This window comes from Cryobacterium suzukii (assembly GCF_004403185.1).
GTDB classification, from domain to species: Bacteria; Actinomycetota; Actinomycetes; order Actinomycetales; family Microbacteriaceae; genus Cryobacterium; species Cryobacterium suzukii.
In genome coordinates this window covers 138,282-155,398 of record NZ_SOHJ01000014.1, presented here as the reverse complement: position 1 = coordinate 155,398, position 17,117 = coordinate 138,282, and the positions used below count along the sequence as shown (strand labels likewise).

Genomic DNA, 17,117 nt, shown 5'->3' with positions numbered 1-17,117 from the left:
TGTTGCCATAACGATATGATCAATCGCATGACGCACAATGTGACGACCGGGCCAGGCTCTGACTCGCTCGTCGACTTGCCCCCAAGCCTTGACGACGGTACCCCCTCGACCAGCCTGCACGCGCGCGTCGTCGATCTGCTCGGCCTGGCCATCTGCGCCGGAGAACTGGCGAGCAAGTCGGTCTTCCGCATCGAAGAGCTTGAGGAGCGATACGGCGTCTCCCGATCGGTGGTTCGCGAAGCCATCCGCGTGCTCGCCTCCATGGGCATGCTCACCTCCCGCCGCCGGGTCGGCGTACAAATTCTTCCCGCGTCAGAGTGGAACCTGTACGACCCACAGATCATCCGGTGGAGACTCGCCTCGCCGGCCCGAATCGCCCAATTGCGTTCCCTAACCGAGCTGCGCACCGCGATTGAACCGCAGGCCGCCCGGCTCGCCGCCATCCGCGCCCCACTAGCGGATGCCAGCGAGCTGATGGGGCTGGCCGGCAAACTGTGGGCCGCCGGCCAGGCCGACGACCCCGAAGCCTTTCTCGTGCTCGACATCGAGTTTCACCGCCTGGTGCTGGCCAGCTCGGGCAATGAGATGTTCGCCAAACTCAACACCCTCGTTGCCGAGGTGCTGACCGGTCGAACGAACTACGGACTGATGCCGCGGCATCCGCACAACGAAGCGCTGCAACTTCACGTCGACGTCGCCAGCGCAATCCAGCGAGGCAATCCCGAGGCAGCCCACGAAGCCATGCTCGGCATCATGGAACGCGCCTTCAACGAGATGAGTTCCATCTGGGACGGCAATTCGACGCACTGAGCCCGATCCAGCGCGTACTGATCCCTGAATGTGCGACCGCGCAGCCTCGTGGAGTACCCTTGAGAGTGGTTTGTTGATCTCAGACCCAAAGGAGAAAACGTGTCAGAGTCCGGTTCAGCACAGGCCAATATTGGTGTCGTCGGTCTGGCGGTGATGGGCTCCAACCTCGCCCGTAACCTCGCTGGCCGCGAGGGAAACACTGTCGCGGTCTACAACCGCTCCCCCGAGCGCACCCACCTGCTCACGACCGAGCACCCCGAGGCGAACTTCGTCGCCTCCGAAAACATCGCCGATTTCGTCGCCTCGCTGACCAAACCGCGCACCGCGATCATCATGGTGCAGGCCGGACGCGGAACCGACGCCGTCATCTCGCAGCTCTCTGAGCTGTTTGAACCCGGTGACATCATCGTCGACGGCGGCAACGCCGACTTCACCGACACCATCCGTCGCGAAAAGGAGCAGAGCGCCAAGGGCATAAACTTCGTCGGCGCCGGCATCTCCGGTGGCGAAGAGGGCGCCCTCAACGGCCCGAGCATCATGCCCGGCGGTTCGGTAGAGGCCTACAAAACCCTCGGCCCCATCCTCGAATCCATTGCCGCCGTCGTCGACGGTGTGCCCTGCGTCACCCACATCGGCACCGACGGCGCCGGCCACTTCGTCAAGATGATCCACAACGGCATCGAATACGCCGACATGCAGCTCATCGCCGAGGCCTACGACCTCCTCCGCAAGGTCGGCGGGCACTCCCCCGAGGCCATCGCCGATATCTTCACGGACTGGAACAGCGGGGAGCTCAACAGCTACCTCATCGAAATCACCGCCGAGATTCTGCGCCAGGTCGACGCGAAGACCGGTGCCCCATTCATCGACGTCGTGCTCGATGAGGCCGGCTCCAAGGGAACCGGCGTCTGGACCGTGCAGAACTCCCTCGACCTCGGCGTTCCCGTCGGTGGAATCGCCGAAGCCGTCTTTGCCCGCGCCGTCTCGAGCCACCCGGAGCAGCGTGGACCGGTGCGCGCCACCCTCGCCGCTCGCCCCGAGATCGCCGTCGTCGGCAATACCTTCCAGGAAGACGTGCGTCAGGCGCTCTACGCCTCGAAGATCGTTGCCTACGCGCAGGGATTCGATGCGATCATCGCCGGTGCGACCAAGTACGGCTGGAACATCGACAAGGGTGCCATCGCTACCATCTGGCGCGGCGGCTGCATCATCCGAGCCCAGTTCCTCAATCGCATCGTTGATGCCTACAACAACGACCCGTCGATCCCGAGCCTGCTCGTCGACCCGTACTTCGCCGAGGCTGTCGCCGCCGGCGAGGCAGCGTGGCGCCGCGTAGTCTCAACCGCGGCGCTTTCGGGCATCCCGGTTCCCGGCTTTGGTGCCAGCCTGAGCTACTTCGACTCACTGGCAAGTGAGCGTCTGCCGGCCGCACTGGTGCAGGGCCAGCGCGACTTCTTCGGCGCGCACACGTACCACCGCATCGACATGCCCGGTACCTTCCACACCCTGTGGTCTGGCGACCGCACGGAGATCGTCACTGAGGCTTCCACGCACTGACCATCCTCGTTGCCGGCCGGCAGCATCCGCTCCTACCCTCGGGTCTGAACGGATGCTGTCGGCCAGTTTTTTTCACCGGCCGCTTCACACCAAGCTCTGAGAGACTGGGGTCCCCATGACTGACAATCACCCCGAGCTGTCCGGCTACGAGCCGAACGACAACTACCGCCCCCTGCGCGGCAAGCATTTCACGACCATTCTGCGTATCGTCGTTGTGCTCGGGCTCATCGCTCTGGTGGTGCCCGGTGTGCTCACGACAATGCGGGTCGCCTCCGACACCGCAGCCAACGCCTGCGCGACCGCGGTGGCCCAGTATTACCCGTTCGCCGTCGACTACGACGCCCGCTTCGACCTCGCCGGCCCTGGCGGGTTCGGTTGGCAGTGCTACGCGATCGACCAGAACGAACGCGACACCTTCGTCACCCCGCTCGGCATCATTCCCTCCGCTCCACGCCAGATCGCCCCGGGCACTCCCACTTAGCGCACCACGCGCGCACTACGGAAGCCTCCACGCGCGCTGGCGTCGCCGAGCCGTGAGTTTCGATGAGTCCGCCCCGCCGAGCCGTGAGTTGCGGCCCGAAAATCGCCGGGAACGGGCTAACGCTCACGGCTCGGCGATCAAGACTCACGGCTCGGCGAACTAGTCCCCACGAGAAGCCACCTTCGGTCCCAAGTACAGCCCCATGCACGAGGTGGGCCGGCAGAAACGCGAGGTGAGGCGGAGGAAACGCGAGATCGTCTGCGAAACGCAGCTGGCAGCATCCATTCCTGGCGCACTTGGAGTAGTGCGCAGATAACAATCGGGAGGAGGCGGCCGCAGCCACCGCCTCCCGAAATCAGCCTTCTACGCGGCTGAGCGTGCTAATCGCTACGCGGCACCGTCGAACATCGAGGTGACCGAACCCTCATCAAAGACCTCGTGGATGGCGCGAGCCAGCAATGGGGCGATCGGCAGCACCGTGAGGGTCGGAAAACGCTTCTCCGGCGGGATCGGCAGGGTGTCGGTGACGACCACGGCGCTGATGGCCGGGTTCTGCAACATGTCAACGGCCGGGTCGCTGAACACGGCGTGGGTCGCAGCGACGACGACGCCAATGGCGCCGGCCTCGCGCAGGGCCTCGGCAGCCAGGGCGATCGTGCGACCGGTGTCGATCATGTCGTCGACAAGCAGGCAGACGCGACCCTCAACCTGGCCGACGATCTCGTGCACCGACACGCGGTTGGGCACGAGGGGGTCACGACGCTTGTGGATGATGGCGAGCGGCACTCCGAGGCGGTCACTCCAGATGTCGGCAACGCGTACGCGGCCCATGTCGGGCGAGACGATGGTGAGGGTGGCGGGGTCAAGCTTCTCGCGGAAGTGCTCGAGCAGCACCGGCATCGCAAACAGGTGGTCCACGGGACCGTCGAAGAAGCCCTGGATCTGCGCGGCGTGCAGGTCGATCGACATGATGCGATCGGCGCCGGCTACCTTGAACAGGTCGGCGACGAGACGGGCCGAGATCGGCTCGCGGCCGCGACCCTTCTTGTCCTGCCGAGCGTAGGGATAGAACGGCGCGACCACGGTGATGCGCTTGGCCGATGCTCGCTTGAGCGCGTCAACCATGATGAGCTGTTCCATCAGCCATTCGTTGATCGGCGCGGTGTGTGACTGGATGACGAAGGCATCGGAGCCGCGCACGCTCTCATCGAACCGGGCGTACAGCTCGCCATTGGCGAAGGTGCGTGCGTCGGTATGGAGCAGCTCAGAACCAAGCTCCGTGGCGATATCGAGTGCGAGTTGCGGGTGCGCTCGCCCCGAAACCAGTACTAATCGTTTGTCGCCGCTGGTCTTGATTTCCGACATCTATTCTCCAGTCTTTTCGCTGCTTGCCGCCGCCGTATCCGCGGCTGTACCCGGACGGTTGACGTGAACCCAGCCGTCCATGTTGCGTTGCGGGGCCACGTTGATGGCCAGTGCGCCGGCCGGAACGCTCTTGCGAACGACTGTGCCAGCCCCCGTATACGCCCCGTCACCAATTGTAATCGGCGCGACGAACACGTTGTGCGACCCGGTGCGCACGTGCGACCCGATCGCCGAGTGGTGCTTTGCCACGCCGTCATAGTTGGCGAAGATTGTTCCGGCGCCGATGTTCGACCCCACGCCGACCGTGGCATCGCCAACATAGCTCAGGTGAGGCACCTTGCTGCCGGCACCGATCTGCGCGTTCTTGGTCTCGACAAAGGCACCGATTTTACCGTCAGCACCGAGTACGGTGTTCGGGCGCAGGTACGAGAATGGCCCGACGGAGGCGCGCGCCTCGATTACCGCCAGAGTCGCGTCAGTGCGATTCACTCGGGCGCCTTCGCCGATCTCGCAGTCGCGCAGGGTGGTGTCCGGTCCGATGATGGCGCCAGTGGCCACCACTGTGGCCCCGACGATCTGGGTGCCGGGCAGCACGGTGACGTCGGCCGCGAGCACGGCCTTCAGGTCGATCCAGGTGGTGGCCGGGTCTTGCACGGTCACGCCGGCGAGCTGCCAGCCGCGCACGATCAGGGCGTTGAGTTTCTGGGCCGTGTCACCTAGCTGGGCACGGTCGTTGATGCCGGCCACGATCCAGGCGTCGGCGACGGGAACCGCGCTCACCTCGGAGCCAGCCCGGCGCAGCAGTTCGATCACATCGGTGAGGTATTTCTCCCCCTGCGCGTTCGCCGTGGTCAGCTGCGCCAGCTGCTCGCGCAGCGCGGCCAAGCCGAACAGGTATACGCCCGCGTTGATCTCGGTGACGGCCAGTTCGGTATCCGTCGCATCTTTTTGCTCGACGATTCGGTCGAACGCACCCTCGACCGAACGGATGATGCGCCCATAACCGGTCGCATCGTCCGGATAGGCGGACAGCACGGTACCCACCGCTGCGCCCTTGCGGTGGGAGGCGATGAACGAGGCGAGGGTTGCGGCGTTCAGCAGCGGCACGTCGCCGTTGATTACGAGCACGTCACCGTCGAAATCAGCGGGAAGTGCGGCGACGGCCTGTTCGACGGCGCGGCCGGTGCCGGGAATTTCGTCCTGGTCGACGATGGTGCTTTCGGGCAGGTCCTCGGCCACGACAGCGGCGAGCAGGTCACGTTCGTGACGCACGACGGTCACGACATGCGCGGCGTCGAGGGCGCGCGCGGTGGCCAGCACGTGGCTGACGATGGGCACTCCGGCAAGCGGATGCAGCAGCTTCGGCAAGCTGGACTTCATGCGCGTACCCTGGCCGGCGGCCAACACGATGATGGCGAGGCGGGCGTCTGTCACAGGATTCCTAACGCGTAGAGAAAGTGAGGGCTCCGCCACCAGGATTCGAACCTGGACCGAACAACTCCAAAGGTTGCCGTGCTGCCGTTACACTATGGCGGACCATGCTGGCCGGGGCCAGCAACCAGTCAAGTCTGCCAGATTCTGGCGGCCCGCGGCGCCGCTGGCACCCTCTCGGCGCTTCTGCGCGAAGAAACCCCCGAATAAGCGGGATAATGGAGCAATGCCTGGCCATGATGAAGTCGACCGAATCGTCGATTCGTGGCTGCGTGAACGGCCCGATCTTGATTTTGCACCGTTGCAGGTACTGAGCCGAGTCGCTCGGTTATCGAAGCACCTCGACCGGGCCCGCCGCACAGCCTTCTCCCGCTCAGAGCTCGCGTCGTGGGAGTTCGATGTGCTCTCGGCCCTGCGCCGGGCTGGCACCCCCTACGAGCTCAGCCCGAAAGCCCTGCTGCAGCAGACGCTCGTTTCGAGTGGCACCATGACGAACCGCATCGACCGTCTCGTCGACCGCGATCTCGTCAAGCGCCGCTCCGCACCCAACGACGGCCGCGGCATCCTCGTGGGCATGACGCCGGCCGGACTTACCCGGGTGGATGCCGCCATCACCCGGCTGGTCGACGCCGAAGCCGAGCTGCTTGACACCCTCTCGGTGACCGATCAGGAGCGGCTGGCCGGCCTACTGCGAAAGCTCAGCCTCGACTTCGACTAGCACCTGACACTACCGACGCAGGGCCTTGCGCGCGAGGTAGTTGCCGAAGAACTGCACGAACTGCACCAGAACGATGATCAGCAGCACGGCCGCCCAGGTCACGATGGGGTTGAACTGACGGTAGCCGTAGAGCAGCGCAAAATTACCGAGGCCCCCGCCACCGACGTATCCGGCAACGGCCGACATGTCCACGAGCGCGACGAAGATGAACGTGTAACCGAGAATCAGCGGCCCGAGCGCTTCGGGCAGCAATACCGTGAAGATGATACGAATCGGCCCGGCACCGACGCTGCGAGCAGCGTCGATTACGCCGGGCGTCACGGTCAGCAGGTTCTGCTCGACGATGCGAGCCATGGCGAAGGAGGCTGCGAGAGCGATCGTGAAGATGATCGCGTTGTTGCCGATGCCGCTGCCGGTGACGGCCCGGGCCAACGGTTGCGCCGCCGCCAGAAAAATGATGAACGGAATCGGGCGAATGAAGTTGACCAGCAGATTCAGTACGAAAAACAACGGCTTGTTCTCGAGGATGCTGCCGGCCCGGGTCAGATAGAGCCCGAGACCGACCAGCAGGCCGCCCAGACCGCCGAAAAATAGGGTCATTGCGACGATGTACAGGGTCTCGTAGGTGGCCGTCCACAGTTCGGGCAGCAGGTCGATAAGTGCATCCATGTCAGCGCACCTCCGTGACGGTCGTGAGCGTTCGAATGTGGGCGAGCACCTGGTCGATGACCGGGTCTGCGCCAGTGAGCGCGAGGGTGAGGTGCCCGAACGGGCGCCCCTGAATCTCGTTGATGCCGCCGTAGACGACCTCGAACGCCACTCCGGCCCTCGAGAACTCGCCGAAGACGGCCTTCTGGTCGACCGCACTGTCGCGGAAGGCCAGCGTCACGATGCGGCCAGTGTGCCGCTCACGCAGCACGGCGAGTTCGGCGGGCGACGGAATCCCCTTGACCACGGTCGAGACGAAACGAGCGGATGCCGCGGCTTGCGGGTTCGAGAACACGTCGAAAACGGGGCCGCGTTCGATGACTCGCCCCTGATCCATCACGGCGACCTTGGTCGCGATGGTCTGGATGACGTCCATTTCATGGGTGATCACTATGATCGTGATCCCGAATTCGGCATTCACACGCTTGAGGAGAGCGAGCACCTCGTGCGTGGTTTCCGGGTCGAGAGCGCTCGTGGCCTCGTCAGCGAGCAGAATGCTCGGCTGGGTGGCGAGGGCGCGGGCGATACCCACCCGCTGTTTCTGTCCGCCGGAGAGCTGGTCGGGAAAGGACCCGGCCTTATCGGAGAGGCCGACGAAGTCGAGTAGTTCAGCCACGCGGGCGGCGCGCTCATGTTTGGGACGCCCGGCCACTTCGAGCGGGTAGGCCACGTTCCGGGCCACCGTGCGGGAGCCGAGCAGGTTGAACTGTTGAAAGATCATGCCAATTCCGAGGCGCACCTTGCGCAGGTCGCGCTCCGGCAACACGGCGATATTCTGCCCGTCGACGATGATCTCGCCGCTGGTTGAATGTTCGAGAGCATTCACGAGTCGCACGAGTGTGCTCTTGCCGGCACCGGAGTATCCGATGATCCCATAGATGTCCCCGGCCTCCACGTCGAGGCTGACCGAGTCGATCGCCGTGACGCTCGGTGCGCCCTTGCTCGCGGGCGGGTACACCTTGCTGACATTTCTCAGGCTTACTAGAGCCATCCGTTGTTCCTCAAAAACCTTCTTGTTGCTGATATATCGTGGTTTCGCGCCGGGAAACGCGAGCGAGCAGTCTCGGCTATCGCTATCGGGTCGGTGTGCCTCAGACAGAACCGAGACTACTCACGCGGTGAAGCTGATGTTTACTGCCGAGCCGTCGTGTCTGCCTCGACCGAGACGCGGGACGCTTCCAGCTCGGACACGGGGGTCGTCAGCAGCACGGCCGTGTCGCCGGAAGCTGCACGAACGCCATCCTGAACGGCCTTCGTCGTCTGGTAGATCTCGACGAGCTTCTGGTATGTCGCGTTGTCCTTGTCTTCGGCGCGCGCTGCAAACACGTTCGCATAGGGCACGGACTTGGAGTCGGCCGGATCGTCCTGGGCGATGGCGTCCGAGAAACTCAGCCCGGCCTTTCCCACAAACTCGTTGTTGACGATCGCGGCGGCGACGTCGGGCAGCGACGTCGTAGTGAGCGACGCGTCGAGAGCCGTCACATTCACCAGTGACGCAGCGGTGTCGATGTCGTCGAGTGACGACGAAATCGTGCCGCCGTCGGTGAGCTCGATCAGACCGACTGACTGAAGCACGACGAGGGCGCGGGCCATGTTGCTCCGGTCATTGGGCACGGCGACCGTGTCGCCCTTCTGAATCTCGTCGACGCTGGTGTACTGCGTGGAATAGAGACCCAGGGGGTAGATCGCGGTGGCGCCGATTGCCGAGAGGTCCTGGCTGCTCGCCACGTTGTAGTTGGCCAGGTAGACGACGGTCTGAAATTGATTGAGGTCAATTTCGCCGGCGGTCAGGGCGGGGTTCGGCTGCTCGTAGGTGGCGAAGTTCACCAGGTCGACCGTGATCCCTTCGTCAGCTGCGGCTTCTTTGAAGACGTCCCAGTACGATTCGCTCTCGTCGACGACACCGATCTTCACGACATCGTCACCGCCAGCAGCACCTGCGCAGCCGGCCAGCAGCGCCGCAAGCGGCAGAATCGCGAGTGCGCCCAGTACGGACTTCTTGAGGGAACGGTGCTTTTTCATCGAAGGTCTCTTTTCGCTGTGTGAATTCCCCGAGAGCGCCGATGGCGATTATGGGCACAGCGATTATTTGGGCACAGAGCAACCCCGGGTGTTGGGGGTGGGGGTCTGTGCCGCAGCTCTGCGAGGCACTCAACAACGATACGCGCCGAAACTGCGACGCGCGGCCTCCCCCGACACACTGCGTCACAGCTTCTGCGACATTAGCCTTCGATCAGCTCAGTAAGTTCGACCCAGCGGGTTTCGAGCGTGCTGACGGTCTCTTCGAGCTGATTCGAGCCATCCGTTTTGCCTCGCGCACTTCTCCGGTGTACCGCTAACACAAGAGCGCAGTCGAGGACTGGTGCTCCCCGCTGACTGTGCTCATCGTGAAACGGATGTTTACTGGGCGGCCTTGATCTCGGCCTGAATCCCGGCCAAGGATTCTTCAAGGTCGGCCACCGGGGTGGTCAACATCACAGCCGTGTCCCCGGACACTGCGAACACGCCGTCTTGCACATCCTGGCTGTTCTGGAAGATCTCGACGAGCTTCAGGAAGGTCTCGTTGTTCTTGTCTTCGTCGCGAGAGACGAAGATGTTCGCGTAAGGCAGGGCTTTCGGGTCGGTCGCGTCGTCGGTGGCGATGGCGTCCTCGAATTTGAGCCCGCCCTTCTCGGCGAAGTCATTGTTGATGACCGCGGCAGCGACATCGGGCAGCGAGGCCAACGTGAGCGACGCCTCGAGGGCCGTGACCTTGACCTTTGAGGCCTCCTCGTCGATGTCATCGAGGCCCGAGTAGATGGTGCCGCCGTCGGTCAGTTCGATGAGCCCGTTGGACTGCAGAAGGACAAGCGCGCGGGCCTGGTTGCTGTCGTCGTCGGGCACGGCGACGGTATCGCCCGAGACGATGTCGTCGACGTTGCTGTACTCGGTGGAGTACAGGGCGATCGGATAGATCGCCGTCGCGCCGATCGGGGCCAGGTTTTCGCTGCTCGCCTCGTTGTACTCGGCGAGGTAAGCGATGTGCTGGAACTGGTTGAGGTCGACCTCACCGGCGGCGAGAGCCGGGTTCCCCTGCGGGTACTGTGCGAAGTTGACGATCTCGATCTCGATGCCCTCGGCCGCGGCTGCTTCGGTGTACACGGCCCAGTACGGGTCGCTGGCTCCGACGACGCCGATCTTGATGGCATCACCGTCTCTGCCGGTGGCGGGGCCGTCTGAGGCTCCGGCACAGCCGGCCAGCAGCGCGACCAGCGGGATGACGGCGAGGGCGGCGAGCAGGCTTTTCTTATTCACGGGGTTTTTCACGATGATTCCTTCGGGCGATCTGGGTTTCGTATGACTCGGGTACTCTCGGCAGCGGATGCCCCGGCCGACGAATCAATCAACGCGTCGGCTGATTCTGGGCCGGCAGACACCACCGGTCAAACGAGAGGTGGCCTGCCCACGCGGGGCCGGAGTGCCGCGGCTGCGCACGTACACCTTAACGATACGTGCCGAAGCTGCGACGCGTGGCCTCCGCCGACACACCGCGCCACAGCTTCTGCGACGTTAGCCCTCGATCAGCTCGGTAAGTTCGACCCAGCGGGTTTCGAGCGCGGCGATGGTCTCTTCGAGTTCGCTCAACTTCACGCCGAGCGCGCCGAGACCGGCAAAGTCGGACTGGTCGTGCGCGGCGAGCTTCTCGTGCTTGAGGGCGATGCGCTCCTGCAGTTTGACCACCTTGCGGTCGATCGAACCGAGCTCCTTCTGGGCGTTGCGCAGTTCGGCCCCGCCGAGGCTGGGGATCTTCTTGGTCTTGCCGGAAGCATCCGTCGGCGAGCCAGCTGCCGGACCGGCGACGGCCTTGCGGCGCACCTCAAGGTACTGGTCGACGCCGCCTGGCAGGTGACGAAAGCCACCGTCCATGACCGCGTACTGGTTGTCGGTGACACGCTCGATGAGATACCGGTCGTGCGAGACAACCAGCAAGGTGCCAGGGAAGGAGTCCAGCAGGTCCTCCATGGCGGCGAGCATGTCGGTGTCGAGGTCGTTGGTGGGCTCGTCGAGGATGAGAACGTTGGGCTCGTCGAGCACGATCAACAGCAGCTGCAAGCGACGCTTTTGACCACCGGAGAGGTCCTTGACCTGGGTGGTCAGCTGGGCGCTGAGAAAGCCCATGCGTTCGAGCATCTGGCCAGGCGTGATCTCCTTGCCGCCGGCCATGTAGCTGGTCTTCTGCCGACCGATGACGTCGCTGACGCGGTCATTGCGAATCTCATCGAGTTCGAACAGCTGCTGGGTGAGCACGGCGACCTTGATGGTCTTGCCACGCTTCACGTGCCCGGTCGTAGGCTGCAGGGTGCCGGCGACCAGGTTCAACAGCGTGGACTTGCCGGCACCGTTGACACCCATGATGCCGGTGCGCTCGCCCGGCGCGATGCGCCAGGTGATGTCGTTGAGCACGGTCTTGTCGCCGAACTTCACACCGATGTCGATGAGGTCGACGACGTCCTTGCCGAGGCGCTGCATGGCCATGGACTGCATCGAGACGGTGTCGCGGGGCGGCGGCTCGTTCTCGATCAGCACGTTCGCAGCATCGATGCGGAACTTGGGCTTCGCGGTGCGGGCCGGGGCGCCTCGGCGCAGCCAGGCCAGTTCCTTCTTCATGAGGTTCTGGCGCTTGGATTCGACCACGGAACTCATGCGGTCGCGCTCCACACGCTGCAGGATGTAAGCGGCGTAGCCACCCTCGAAGGGTTCGATCAGGCGGTCGTGCACCTCCCAGGTGATGTTGCAGACCTCGTCGAGGAACCACCGGTCGTGGGTGACGACTACCAGTCCGCCGCTCTGGGCGGCCCAGCGGGTCTTGAGGTGACCGGCGAGCCAGGAGATGCCCTCCACGTCGAGGTGGTTAGTGGGCTCGTCAAGAAAGATGACGTCGTAGTCGCCGATGAGTACGGCAGCGAGGGCCACGCGGCGGCGCTGACCACCGGAGAGGTCGTCGACGAGGGCGTCCCAGGGGATGTCGCGTACCAGGCCGCCGATGACATCGCGCACCTTGGCGTCGCCCGCCCAGACGTGTTCCTCGATGCCGCCGACGATGGTGTGGCCGACGGTCTGGCCAGAGGCAAGGTCATCGGACTGGTCGAGCATGCCGATGGTGACGCCGCGGCGACGAGTGACCCGACCCTCGTCGGGTTCCATCCGGCCGGCCAGCAAGCGCATGAGGGTGGACTTGCCGTCGCCGTTCTTGCCGACGACGCCGATGCGGTCGCCTTCATTGAGGCCGGCGGTGACGCTGTCGAAGATGACGCGGGTGGGAAATTCGAGGTGCAGGGACTCAGCCCCGAGAAGATGTGCCATAGCCTCCAAGTTTACGGCACGGCGGGGCACACGATTCCGGGCTAGATGAGGCGGGCGCCGTGCACGGGGCCGGTGGCCCGTACTACCCGCAGGCGCGAGGCGGAGAGCGCGACCTGCAATTCGAGCGCGCTGTCGGCATCCGCTACCAAAAAAGCCACGGTCGGGCCAGAACCAGAGAGGATGCCGGCGAGGGCGCCGTTTTCTTCGCCGAGCTGCAATACCTTGCCGAGGCCAGGGGCGAGGTGCAGCGCGGGGGCCTGCAGGTCGTTGTGCAGCACGTCAGCGAGCATGTGCGGGTCGCCGGCTCGCAACGCCTGCAGTACGTTTGCGTCGACGCTGGGCTGGTGCTCGGCCGGAAAGATGTCCTGGGCGTGGCGGTCGCGGTGCCGGTCGAGCTCCTGGTAAACCTCGGGTGTCGACATTCCGAAGTCGGCGAGGGCGAGTACCCATTGAAATTTGCCCTTGGCCAGAGCTGGGCTGAGCTGGTCGCCGCGGCCGGTACCGATGGCGGTGCCGCCGGTGAACGAGAACGGCACGTCGGCCCCGAGAGTGGCGGCAATGGCGAGGAGCTCGTCTTTGGTGGCGCTGGTGCCCCAGAGGGCGTCGCAGGCGAGCAGGGTAGCTGCGGCGTCGGCCGAGCCACCGCCCATACCGCCGGCGATGGGAACGTTCTTTTCGATGTCGAGGTGCACGCCGCCGCGGTAGCCGGCCTTGCGGGCGAGGGCACGAGCTGCCTTGATGGCCAGATTGGTGCCGTCGACGGCGAGGCCGGAGATATCGATGCTGCCGCTGAACTCCACGGAGAAGTCGGTGGCCGGGCTGGCCCTAACCTCCTCAAACAGCGAAACGGCCTGGTAGGCGGTCGCGAGGTCGTGGTAACCGTCTTCCATCACGGCACCGACCTTGAGGAAAACGTTGACTTTGCCGGGGGCCCGCGCGTGCACAACGGAGGTGCCGGCGGTCGTCATCATGCTTTTAACTTAGCCCAGCCGCTTAGCTGCTATCGACGCGGCGAGTACCAGCCACGCCTGCAGGGCCGCCTTCGCCGGCGCAATGTCGCTGGCCTGGGCCAGACCCTGATGCGTGAGCGAAACGGCTGTTCACCCCGCCTTGGTCGGGTTGGCCGTGCCCAAAAGCGACTGGCGTACGGCCCACCCCCGGCCGGTCGCGGTTTCGAGTGCGACGTCGCCCATTCCATCCGCGCGACTCTGGATCGGTGTGTCTGACAAATCGAAACGCCACCAAGTCACCCCGCTCATGCGGGATTTCTAATTCTCGGGCCAGACCCGGGCGATGGCGAGGAAGTCATAAACGGTGAGCTGCTCTCCCCGCGTCGTCGGGTCGATACCCGCCGCGCTCATCACGGCGGATGCCGCCGCCGAGTCCCCGAGGACGACCGACAGGGATTGCCGCAGCATCTTGCGGCGCTGCTGAAAAGCCGCGTCGACGAGCGAAAAGGTCTTGAGTCGCAATTCTTCGGATTCCAGCGGTTCCATGCGGCGTTCGAAGGCGATCAAGATCGAATCGACGTTGGGAACCGGCCAGAATACCTGCCGGCTCACCTTGCCGGCGGTGCGGAAGTCGCCGTACCAGGCGGCTTTAACGCTCGGGCTTCCATAGATTTTGTTGCCGGGTGGGGCGGCGAGACGTTCGCCGACCTCGGCCTGCACCATGACGACACCGGCGCGAATCGACGCGAAGTGTTCGAGCAGGTAGAGCAACACCGGTACCGAGACGTTGTAGGGCAGGTTGGCGACGAGCCGGGTGGGGTCGCCGGGCAGGTCGGTGATCTTCAGTGCGTCGGCGCGAATGACGGTGAGCTGGGCGCCCGGCTGCATGAGTTCGACAGTCAGTGGCAACTGCTCGGCCAGGCGGTCGTCGATTTCGACGGCGACGACGCTCGCGCCGACTTCGAGCATGCCCAGCGTGAGCGAGCCGAGGCCGGGGCCGACCTCCACGACGGTGTCACCGGGTGCGACCGCGGCGACCTTCACGATGCGCCGCACGGTATTGCCGTCGATGACGAAGTTCTGGCCGAGTTTCTTGGTCGGATTGACGCCGAGCATCTCGGCGAGGTCGCGAATCTCGGCGGGGCCAAGAAGGGTCTTGACGGGTTTCGCCGTGTCACCGTTTCCCTCGGTCACGCGAGACCTCCGCGCGGGGCCTGGTCCGGGCGCTGAACATCGTGGGCGGCGGTGACGGGCTCCGCGTCCCAGCGACCGTAGACCAGCTCGGTATTGGCGGTGATTTGTGCAGAGAGCAGGGAGACATCCGTTTCGAGATGAGCGGCCATGCCGCGCAGCGTGTTGGGCAGCAGGTACGGCGCATTGGGACGGCCGCGGTAGGGCAGCGGGGTGAGGAACGGAGCATCCGTTTCAACCAGCAGCAGGTTGCGCGGGGCGGCCGACAGGGCGGCCCGCAAGTTGTCGGCGTTTTTAAACGTGACATTACCGGCAAAGGACATGTACCAGCCCTGCGCGGCACAGATTCGGGCCATGTCGACGTCGCCAGAGAAGCAGTGAAAGACGGTTCGTTCGGGGGCGCCGACCTTGAGCAGCGTTTCAATCACGGACTCGTGGGCGTCACGGTCGTGAATCTGCAGCGCCAGGTTGTGCTCCTTGGCGATGCGAATATGCGCCTCAAAGGAGCGAAACTGGGCGGCGCGGCCCGCTTCGGGAGTACGAAAGAAGTCGAGTCCGGTCTCGCCGACTGCGGCCACGCGCGGCTGCGCGGCGAGTTCGTCGATCACGGCGATGGCGTCGTCGAGGGTGCCGGCTTCTTCAAGAGCGGGCGCCTCGTTGGGGTGAATCGCGACGGCGGCGAGCATGCGCGGCTCGATCAGTGCGGCGGCGGCCGACCAGCGTGAGGTTTCGACGTCGCCGCCGACCTGAATGACACCGCGCACGCCGACGCTCGAGGCTCGGTCGAGCTGTTCCCGATAGCCGAGCGGATTCTCCCCATCGGCGATTTCGAGATGGGTGTGGTTGTCGTAGACGGGAACGGTGAGCGGCTCCGGCAGCGGCGGGTAGCTCAGGTCGCGGCGCGCGGTGTTCTCGCGGCGGCGAATGGCGCTGCCGTAGCCGTCGACGGGCAAGTCACTAGTCATCGCTCGGCTCCACGATCGATTCGATGCGCGGGAACAGGGGTTCAAGCGCGCTGACCTGAGCGCCGCCGCTCCATTCCCAGGCCCGGTCAAGGCGCTGGTCGGCGAGGGCGCCATCGCCGCCGAGAGCGGTCCACAGCTTGCCGGTGGCGATGGGAATGACCGGCGAGAGCAGCACGGTGAGAGTACCGAGGCCGCGCACGGCGGTGTGCAGCACGCTCTCCAGGCGTGCCCGGGTTTCCGGGTTTTTGGCGAGGGCCCACGGTTCCTGAAGGGTGATGTACCCGTTGAGCTCGTCGACGAGTTCCCACACGCTGGCTAGGGCGTCGTGGATGGCGAGGGTCTCGATGAAGGCACCAGCGGCATCCGTCACCCGCTTTTCGGTAGCCGCGATCGCGAGGTCGGCGGCCGAAAGCTCGCCGGCAGCGGGCACGACGCCGTCGCAGTAGCGCACGACCATGGCGATCACGCGGGAGGCGAGGTTGCCGAAGCCGTTGGCCAGTTCGGACTGGTACCGGGCCGAGAGGTCCTCCCAGCTGAACGAGCCGTCTTGGCCGAAGCTAATGGCACGCATGAAGTAGTAGCGAAAGGCGTCGGAGCCGAAGGTGTCGGTGATTTGGCTCGGGGCGATGCCGGTCAGCTTCGACTTGCTCATCTTCTCGCCGCCCACCAGCAGCCAGCCATGCCCGAAGACCTGCTTGGGCACCTCGATGCCGGCGGCCATGAGCATGGCGGGCCAGATGACGGCGTGAAAACGCAGAATGTCTTTGCCGACGATGTGCGTTGCAGGCCAGCGGCTCGCGAACTCCTCGTCGTTCTGGCCGTAACCGGCTGCGGTGATGTAGTTGAGCAGGGCGTCGAACCAGACGTAGACGACGTGCGATTCATCCCACGGCACCTTGATGCCCCAGTCGAAGCTCGAGCGTGAGATCGACAGGTCGGAAAGGCCGCGCTGAACGAAGGACATGACCTCGTTGCGCGCCGCCTCTGGCTGCACGAAGTTGGGGTTCTCCTCATACAGGGCAAGCAAACGATCAGCAAAGGCGCTCATCTTGAAGAAGTAGTTCTTCTCGTGCAGCAACTCGACCGGCTTGGAGTGGATGGCGCAGACGAGCTGGCCGGCGTACTCACCGGTGCCGTCGACCAGGTCGCTGGTCTGCTTGTATTCCTCGCAGCCGACGCAGTAATAGCCCTCATACTCGCCGGTGTAGATGTGGCCTTCGTCGTGCAGGTGCTGCAGAAACTTCTGCGCATTCACCTCGTGGCGTTCATCGGTGGTGCGAATGAAATCGTCATTGGCAATGTTGACTGTCTGCAGCAGCGGCTTCCAGGCGGTCTCCACCAGGCGGTCGGCCCATTCCTTGGGCGTGACTCCGTTGGCGGTGGCGGTGCGCAGAATCTTCTGGCCGTGTTCGTCGGTACCGGTGAGCAGCCAGGCGTCGTCACCCGACTGCCGGTGCCAGCGCGCGAGCACGTCGGCGGCCACCTCGGTGTAGGCGTGCCCGATGTGCGGCACATCATTCACGTAGAAAATGGGCGTGGTGATGTAAAAAGAGCCTGCGGACATGCGTTCATCTTATGCGGCGAGCGCTTGCGGGTCT

Annotated in this window: 16 protein-coding genes and 1 tRNA gene; 4 read left to right on the top strand and 13 right to left on the bottom strand. The window is 64.6% G+C overall.

Annotated features, from left to right (window positions below; all coding sequences use genetic code 11):
- Window positions 1–27 precede the first annotated feature (27 nt).
- The 3 genes from E3T39_RS14510 (at window position 28) to E3T39_RS14500 (ending at window position 2,848) form a co-directional block, all read left to right on the top strand.
- Window positions 28–810 carry a FadR/GntR family transcriptional regulator gene (locus tag E3T39_RS14510; RefSeq protein WP_134516530.1) on the top strand — a complete coding sequence of 261 codons (783 nt, stop codon included), beginning with the start codon at window positions 28–30 and terminating at the stop codon, window positions 808–810.
- Between the two features lie 99 nt (window positions 811–909).
- A complete protein-coding gene (gene gndA / locus E3T39_RS14505; protein ID WP_134516528.1) occupies window positions 910–2,367 on the top strand; it encodes an NADP-dependent phosphogluconate dehydrogenase in 1,458 nt (485 codons plus the stop codon).
- Window positions 2,368–2,482: 115 nt separating this feature from the next.
- Complete coding sequence (locus tag E3T39_RS14500) at window positions 2,483–2,848, top strand: hypothetical protein (protein WP_134516526.1); 366 nt, start codon at window positions 2,483–2,485, stop codon at window positions 2,846–2,848.
- Between the two features lie 387 nt (window positions 2,849–3,235).
- Here E3T39_RS14500 and E3T39_RS14495 read toward each other — a convergent pair whose 3' ends face one another.
- The 3 genes from E3T39_RS14495 to E3T39_RS14485 all read right to left on the bottom strand — a co-directional run bounded on the left by E3T39_RS14495 (window position 3,236) and on the right by E3T39_RS14485 (window position 5,749).
- Window positions 3,236–4,213: a ribose-phosphate diphosphokinase gene (locus E3T39_RS14495; RefSeq protein ID WP_104178544.1), complete on the bottom strand. Its 978-nt coding sequence runs from the start codon at window positions 4,211–4,213 to the stop codon at window positions 3,236–3,238.
- Window positions 4,214–5,647 (bottom strand): bifunctional UDP-N-acetylglucosamine diphosphorylase/glucosamine-1-phosphate N-acetyltransferase GlmU, encoded by a 1,434-nt coding sequence (gene glmU, locus E3T39_RS14490; RefSeq protein ID WP_134516524.1) that lies wholly within the window; start codon window positions 5,645–5,647, stop codon window positions 4,214–4,216. It lies immediately after the preceding gene.
- 30 nt (window positions 5,648–5,677) lie between these two features.
- Window positions 5,678–5,749, bottom strand: a tRNA-Gln gene (locus E3T39_RS14485).
- 121 nt (window positions 5,750–5,870) lie between these two features.
- On the opposite strand from E3T39_RS14485, the gene E3T39_RS14480 reads away from it, so the two are divergent.
- The gene (locus E3T39_RS14480) at window positions 5,871–6,362 is read left to right on the top strand and encodes a MarR family winged helix-turn-helix transcriptional regulator (RefSeq protein ID WP_134516522.1); all 492 of its coding nucleotides are present in this window, start codon (window positions 5,871–5,873) and stop codon (window positions 6,360–6,362) included.
- Between the two features lie 9 nt (window positions 6,363–6,371).
- Here E3T39_RS14480 and E3T39_RS14475 read toward each other — a convergent pair whose 3' ends face one another.
- The 10 genes from E3T39_RS14475 to metG all read right to left on the bottom strand — a co-directional run bounded on the left by E3T39_RS14475 (window position 6,372) and on the right by metG (window position 17,083).
- On the bottom strand, window positions 6,372–7,031 hold the full coding sequence (locus tag E3T39_RS14475) for a methionine ABC transporter permease (RefSeq protein WP_104199384.1): 660 nt from the start codon (window positions 7,029–7,031) through the stop codon (window positions 6,372–6,374).
- 1 nt (window position 7,032) lies between these two features.
- On the bottom strand, window positions 7,033–8,061 hold the full coding sequence (locus E3T39_RS14470) for a methionine ABC transporter ATP-binding protein (protein WP_134516520.1): 1,029 nt from the start codon (window positions 8,059–8,061) through the stop codon (window positions 7,033–7,035).
- Between the two features lie 140 nt (window positions 8,062–8,201).
- Entirely contained in the window at window positions 8,202–9,092 is an 891-nt protein-coding gene (locus tag E3T39_RS14465) for a MetQ/NlpA family ABC transporter substrate-binding protein (protein WP_134516518.1), read from the bottom strand.
- Between the two features lie 378 nt (window positions 9,093–9,470).
- Entirely contained in the window at window positions 9,471–10,376 is a 906-nt protein-coding gene (locus E3T39_RS14460) for a MetQ/NlpA family ABC transporter substrate-binding protein (protein ID WP_241979728.1), read from the bottom strand.
- Between the two features lie 243 nt (window positions 10,377–10,619).
- Window positions 10,620–12,413 (bottom strand): ABC-F family ATP-binding cassette domain-containing protein, encoded by a 1,794-nt coding sequence (locus E3T39_RS14455; RefSeq protein WP_134516516.1) that lies wholly within the window; start codon window positions 12,411–12,413, stop codon window positions 10,620–10,622.
- 41 nt (window positions 12,414–12,454) lie between these two features.
- Complete coding sequence (locus E3T39_RS14450; protein WP_134516749.1) at window positions 12,455–13,381, bottom strand: 4-(cytidine 5'-diphospho)-2-C-methyl-D-erythritol kinase; 927 nt, start codon at window positions 13,379–13,381, stop codon at window positions 12,455–12,457.
- A 132-nt stretch (window positions 13,382–13,513) separates the two neighbouring features.
- Window positions 13,514–13,672: a hypothetical protein gene (locus E3T39_RS16205; RefSeq protein WP_166784143.1), complete on the bottom strand. Its 159-nt coding sequence runs from the start codon at window positions 13,670–13,672 to the stop codon at window positions 13,514–13,516.
- 9 nt (window positions 13,673–13,681) lie between these two features.
- Window positions 13,682–14,479 carry a 16S rRNA (adenine(1518)-N(6)/adenine(1519)-N(6))-dimethyltransferase RsmA gene (gene rsmA, locus E3T39_RS14445; protein WP_241979755.1) on the bottom strand — a complete coding sequence of 266 codons (798 nt, stop codon included), beginning with the start codon at window positions 14,477–14,479 and terminating at the stop codon, window positions 13,682–13,684.
- 74 nt (window positions 14,480–14,553) lie between these two features.
- Window positions 14,554–15,519 carry a TatD family hydrolase gene (locus E3T39_RS14440; protein ID WP_134516512.1) on the bottom strand — a complete coding sequence of 322 codons (966 nt, stop codon included), beginning with the start codon at window positions 15,517–15,519 and terminating at the stop codon, window positions 14,554–14,556.
- Window positions 15,512–17,083 (bottom strand): methionine--tRNA ligase, encoded by a 1,572-nt coding sequence (metG, locus tag E3T39_RS14435; protein ID WP_134516510.1) that lies wholly within the window; start codon window positions 17,081–17,083, stop codon window positions 15,512–15,514. Before metG ends, E3T39_RS14440 begins: the two co-directional genes overlap by 8 nt.
- Between the last annotated feature and the right edge of the window lie 34 nt (window positions 17,084–17,117).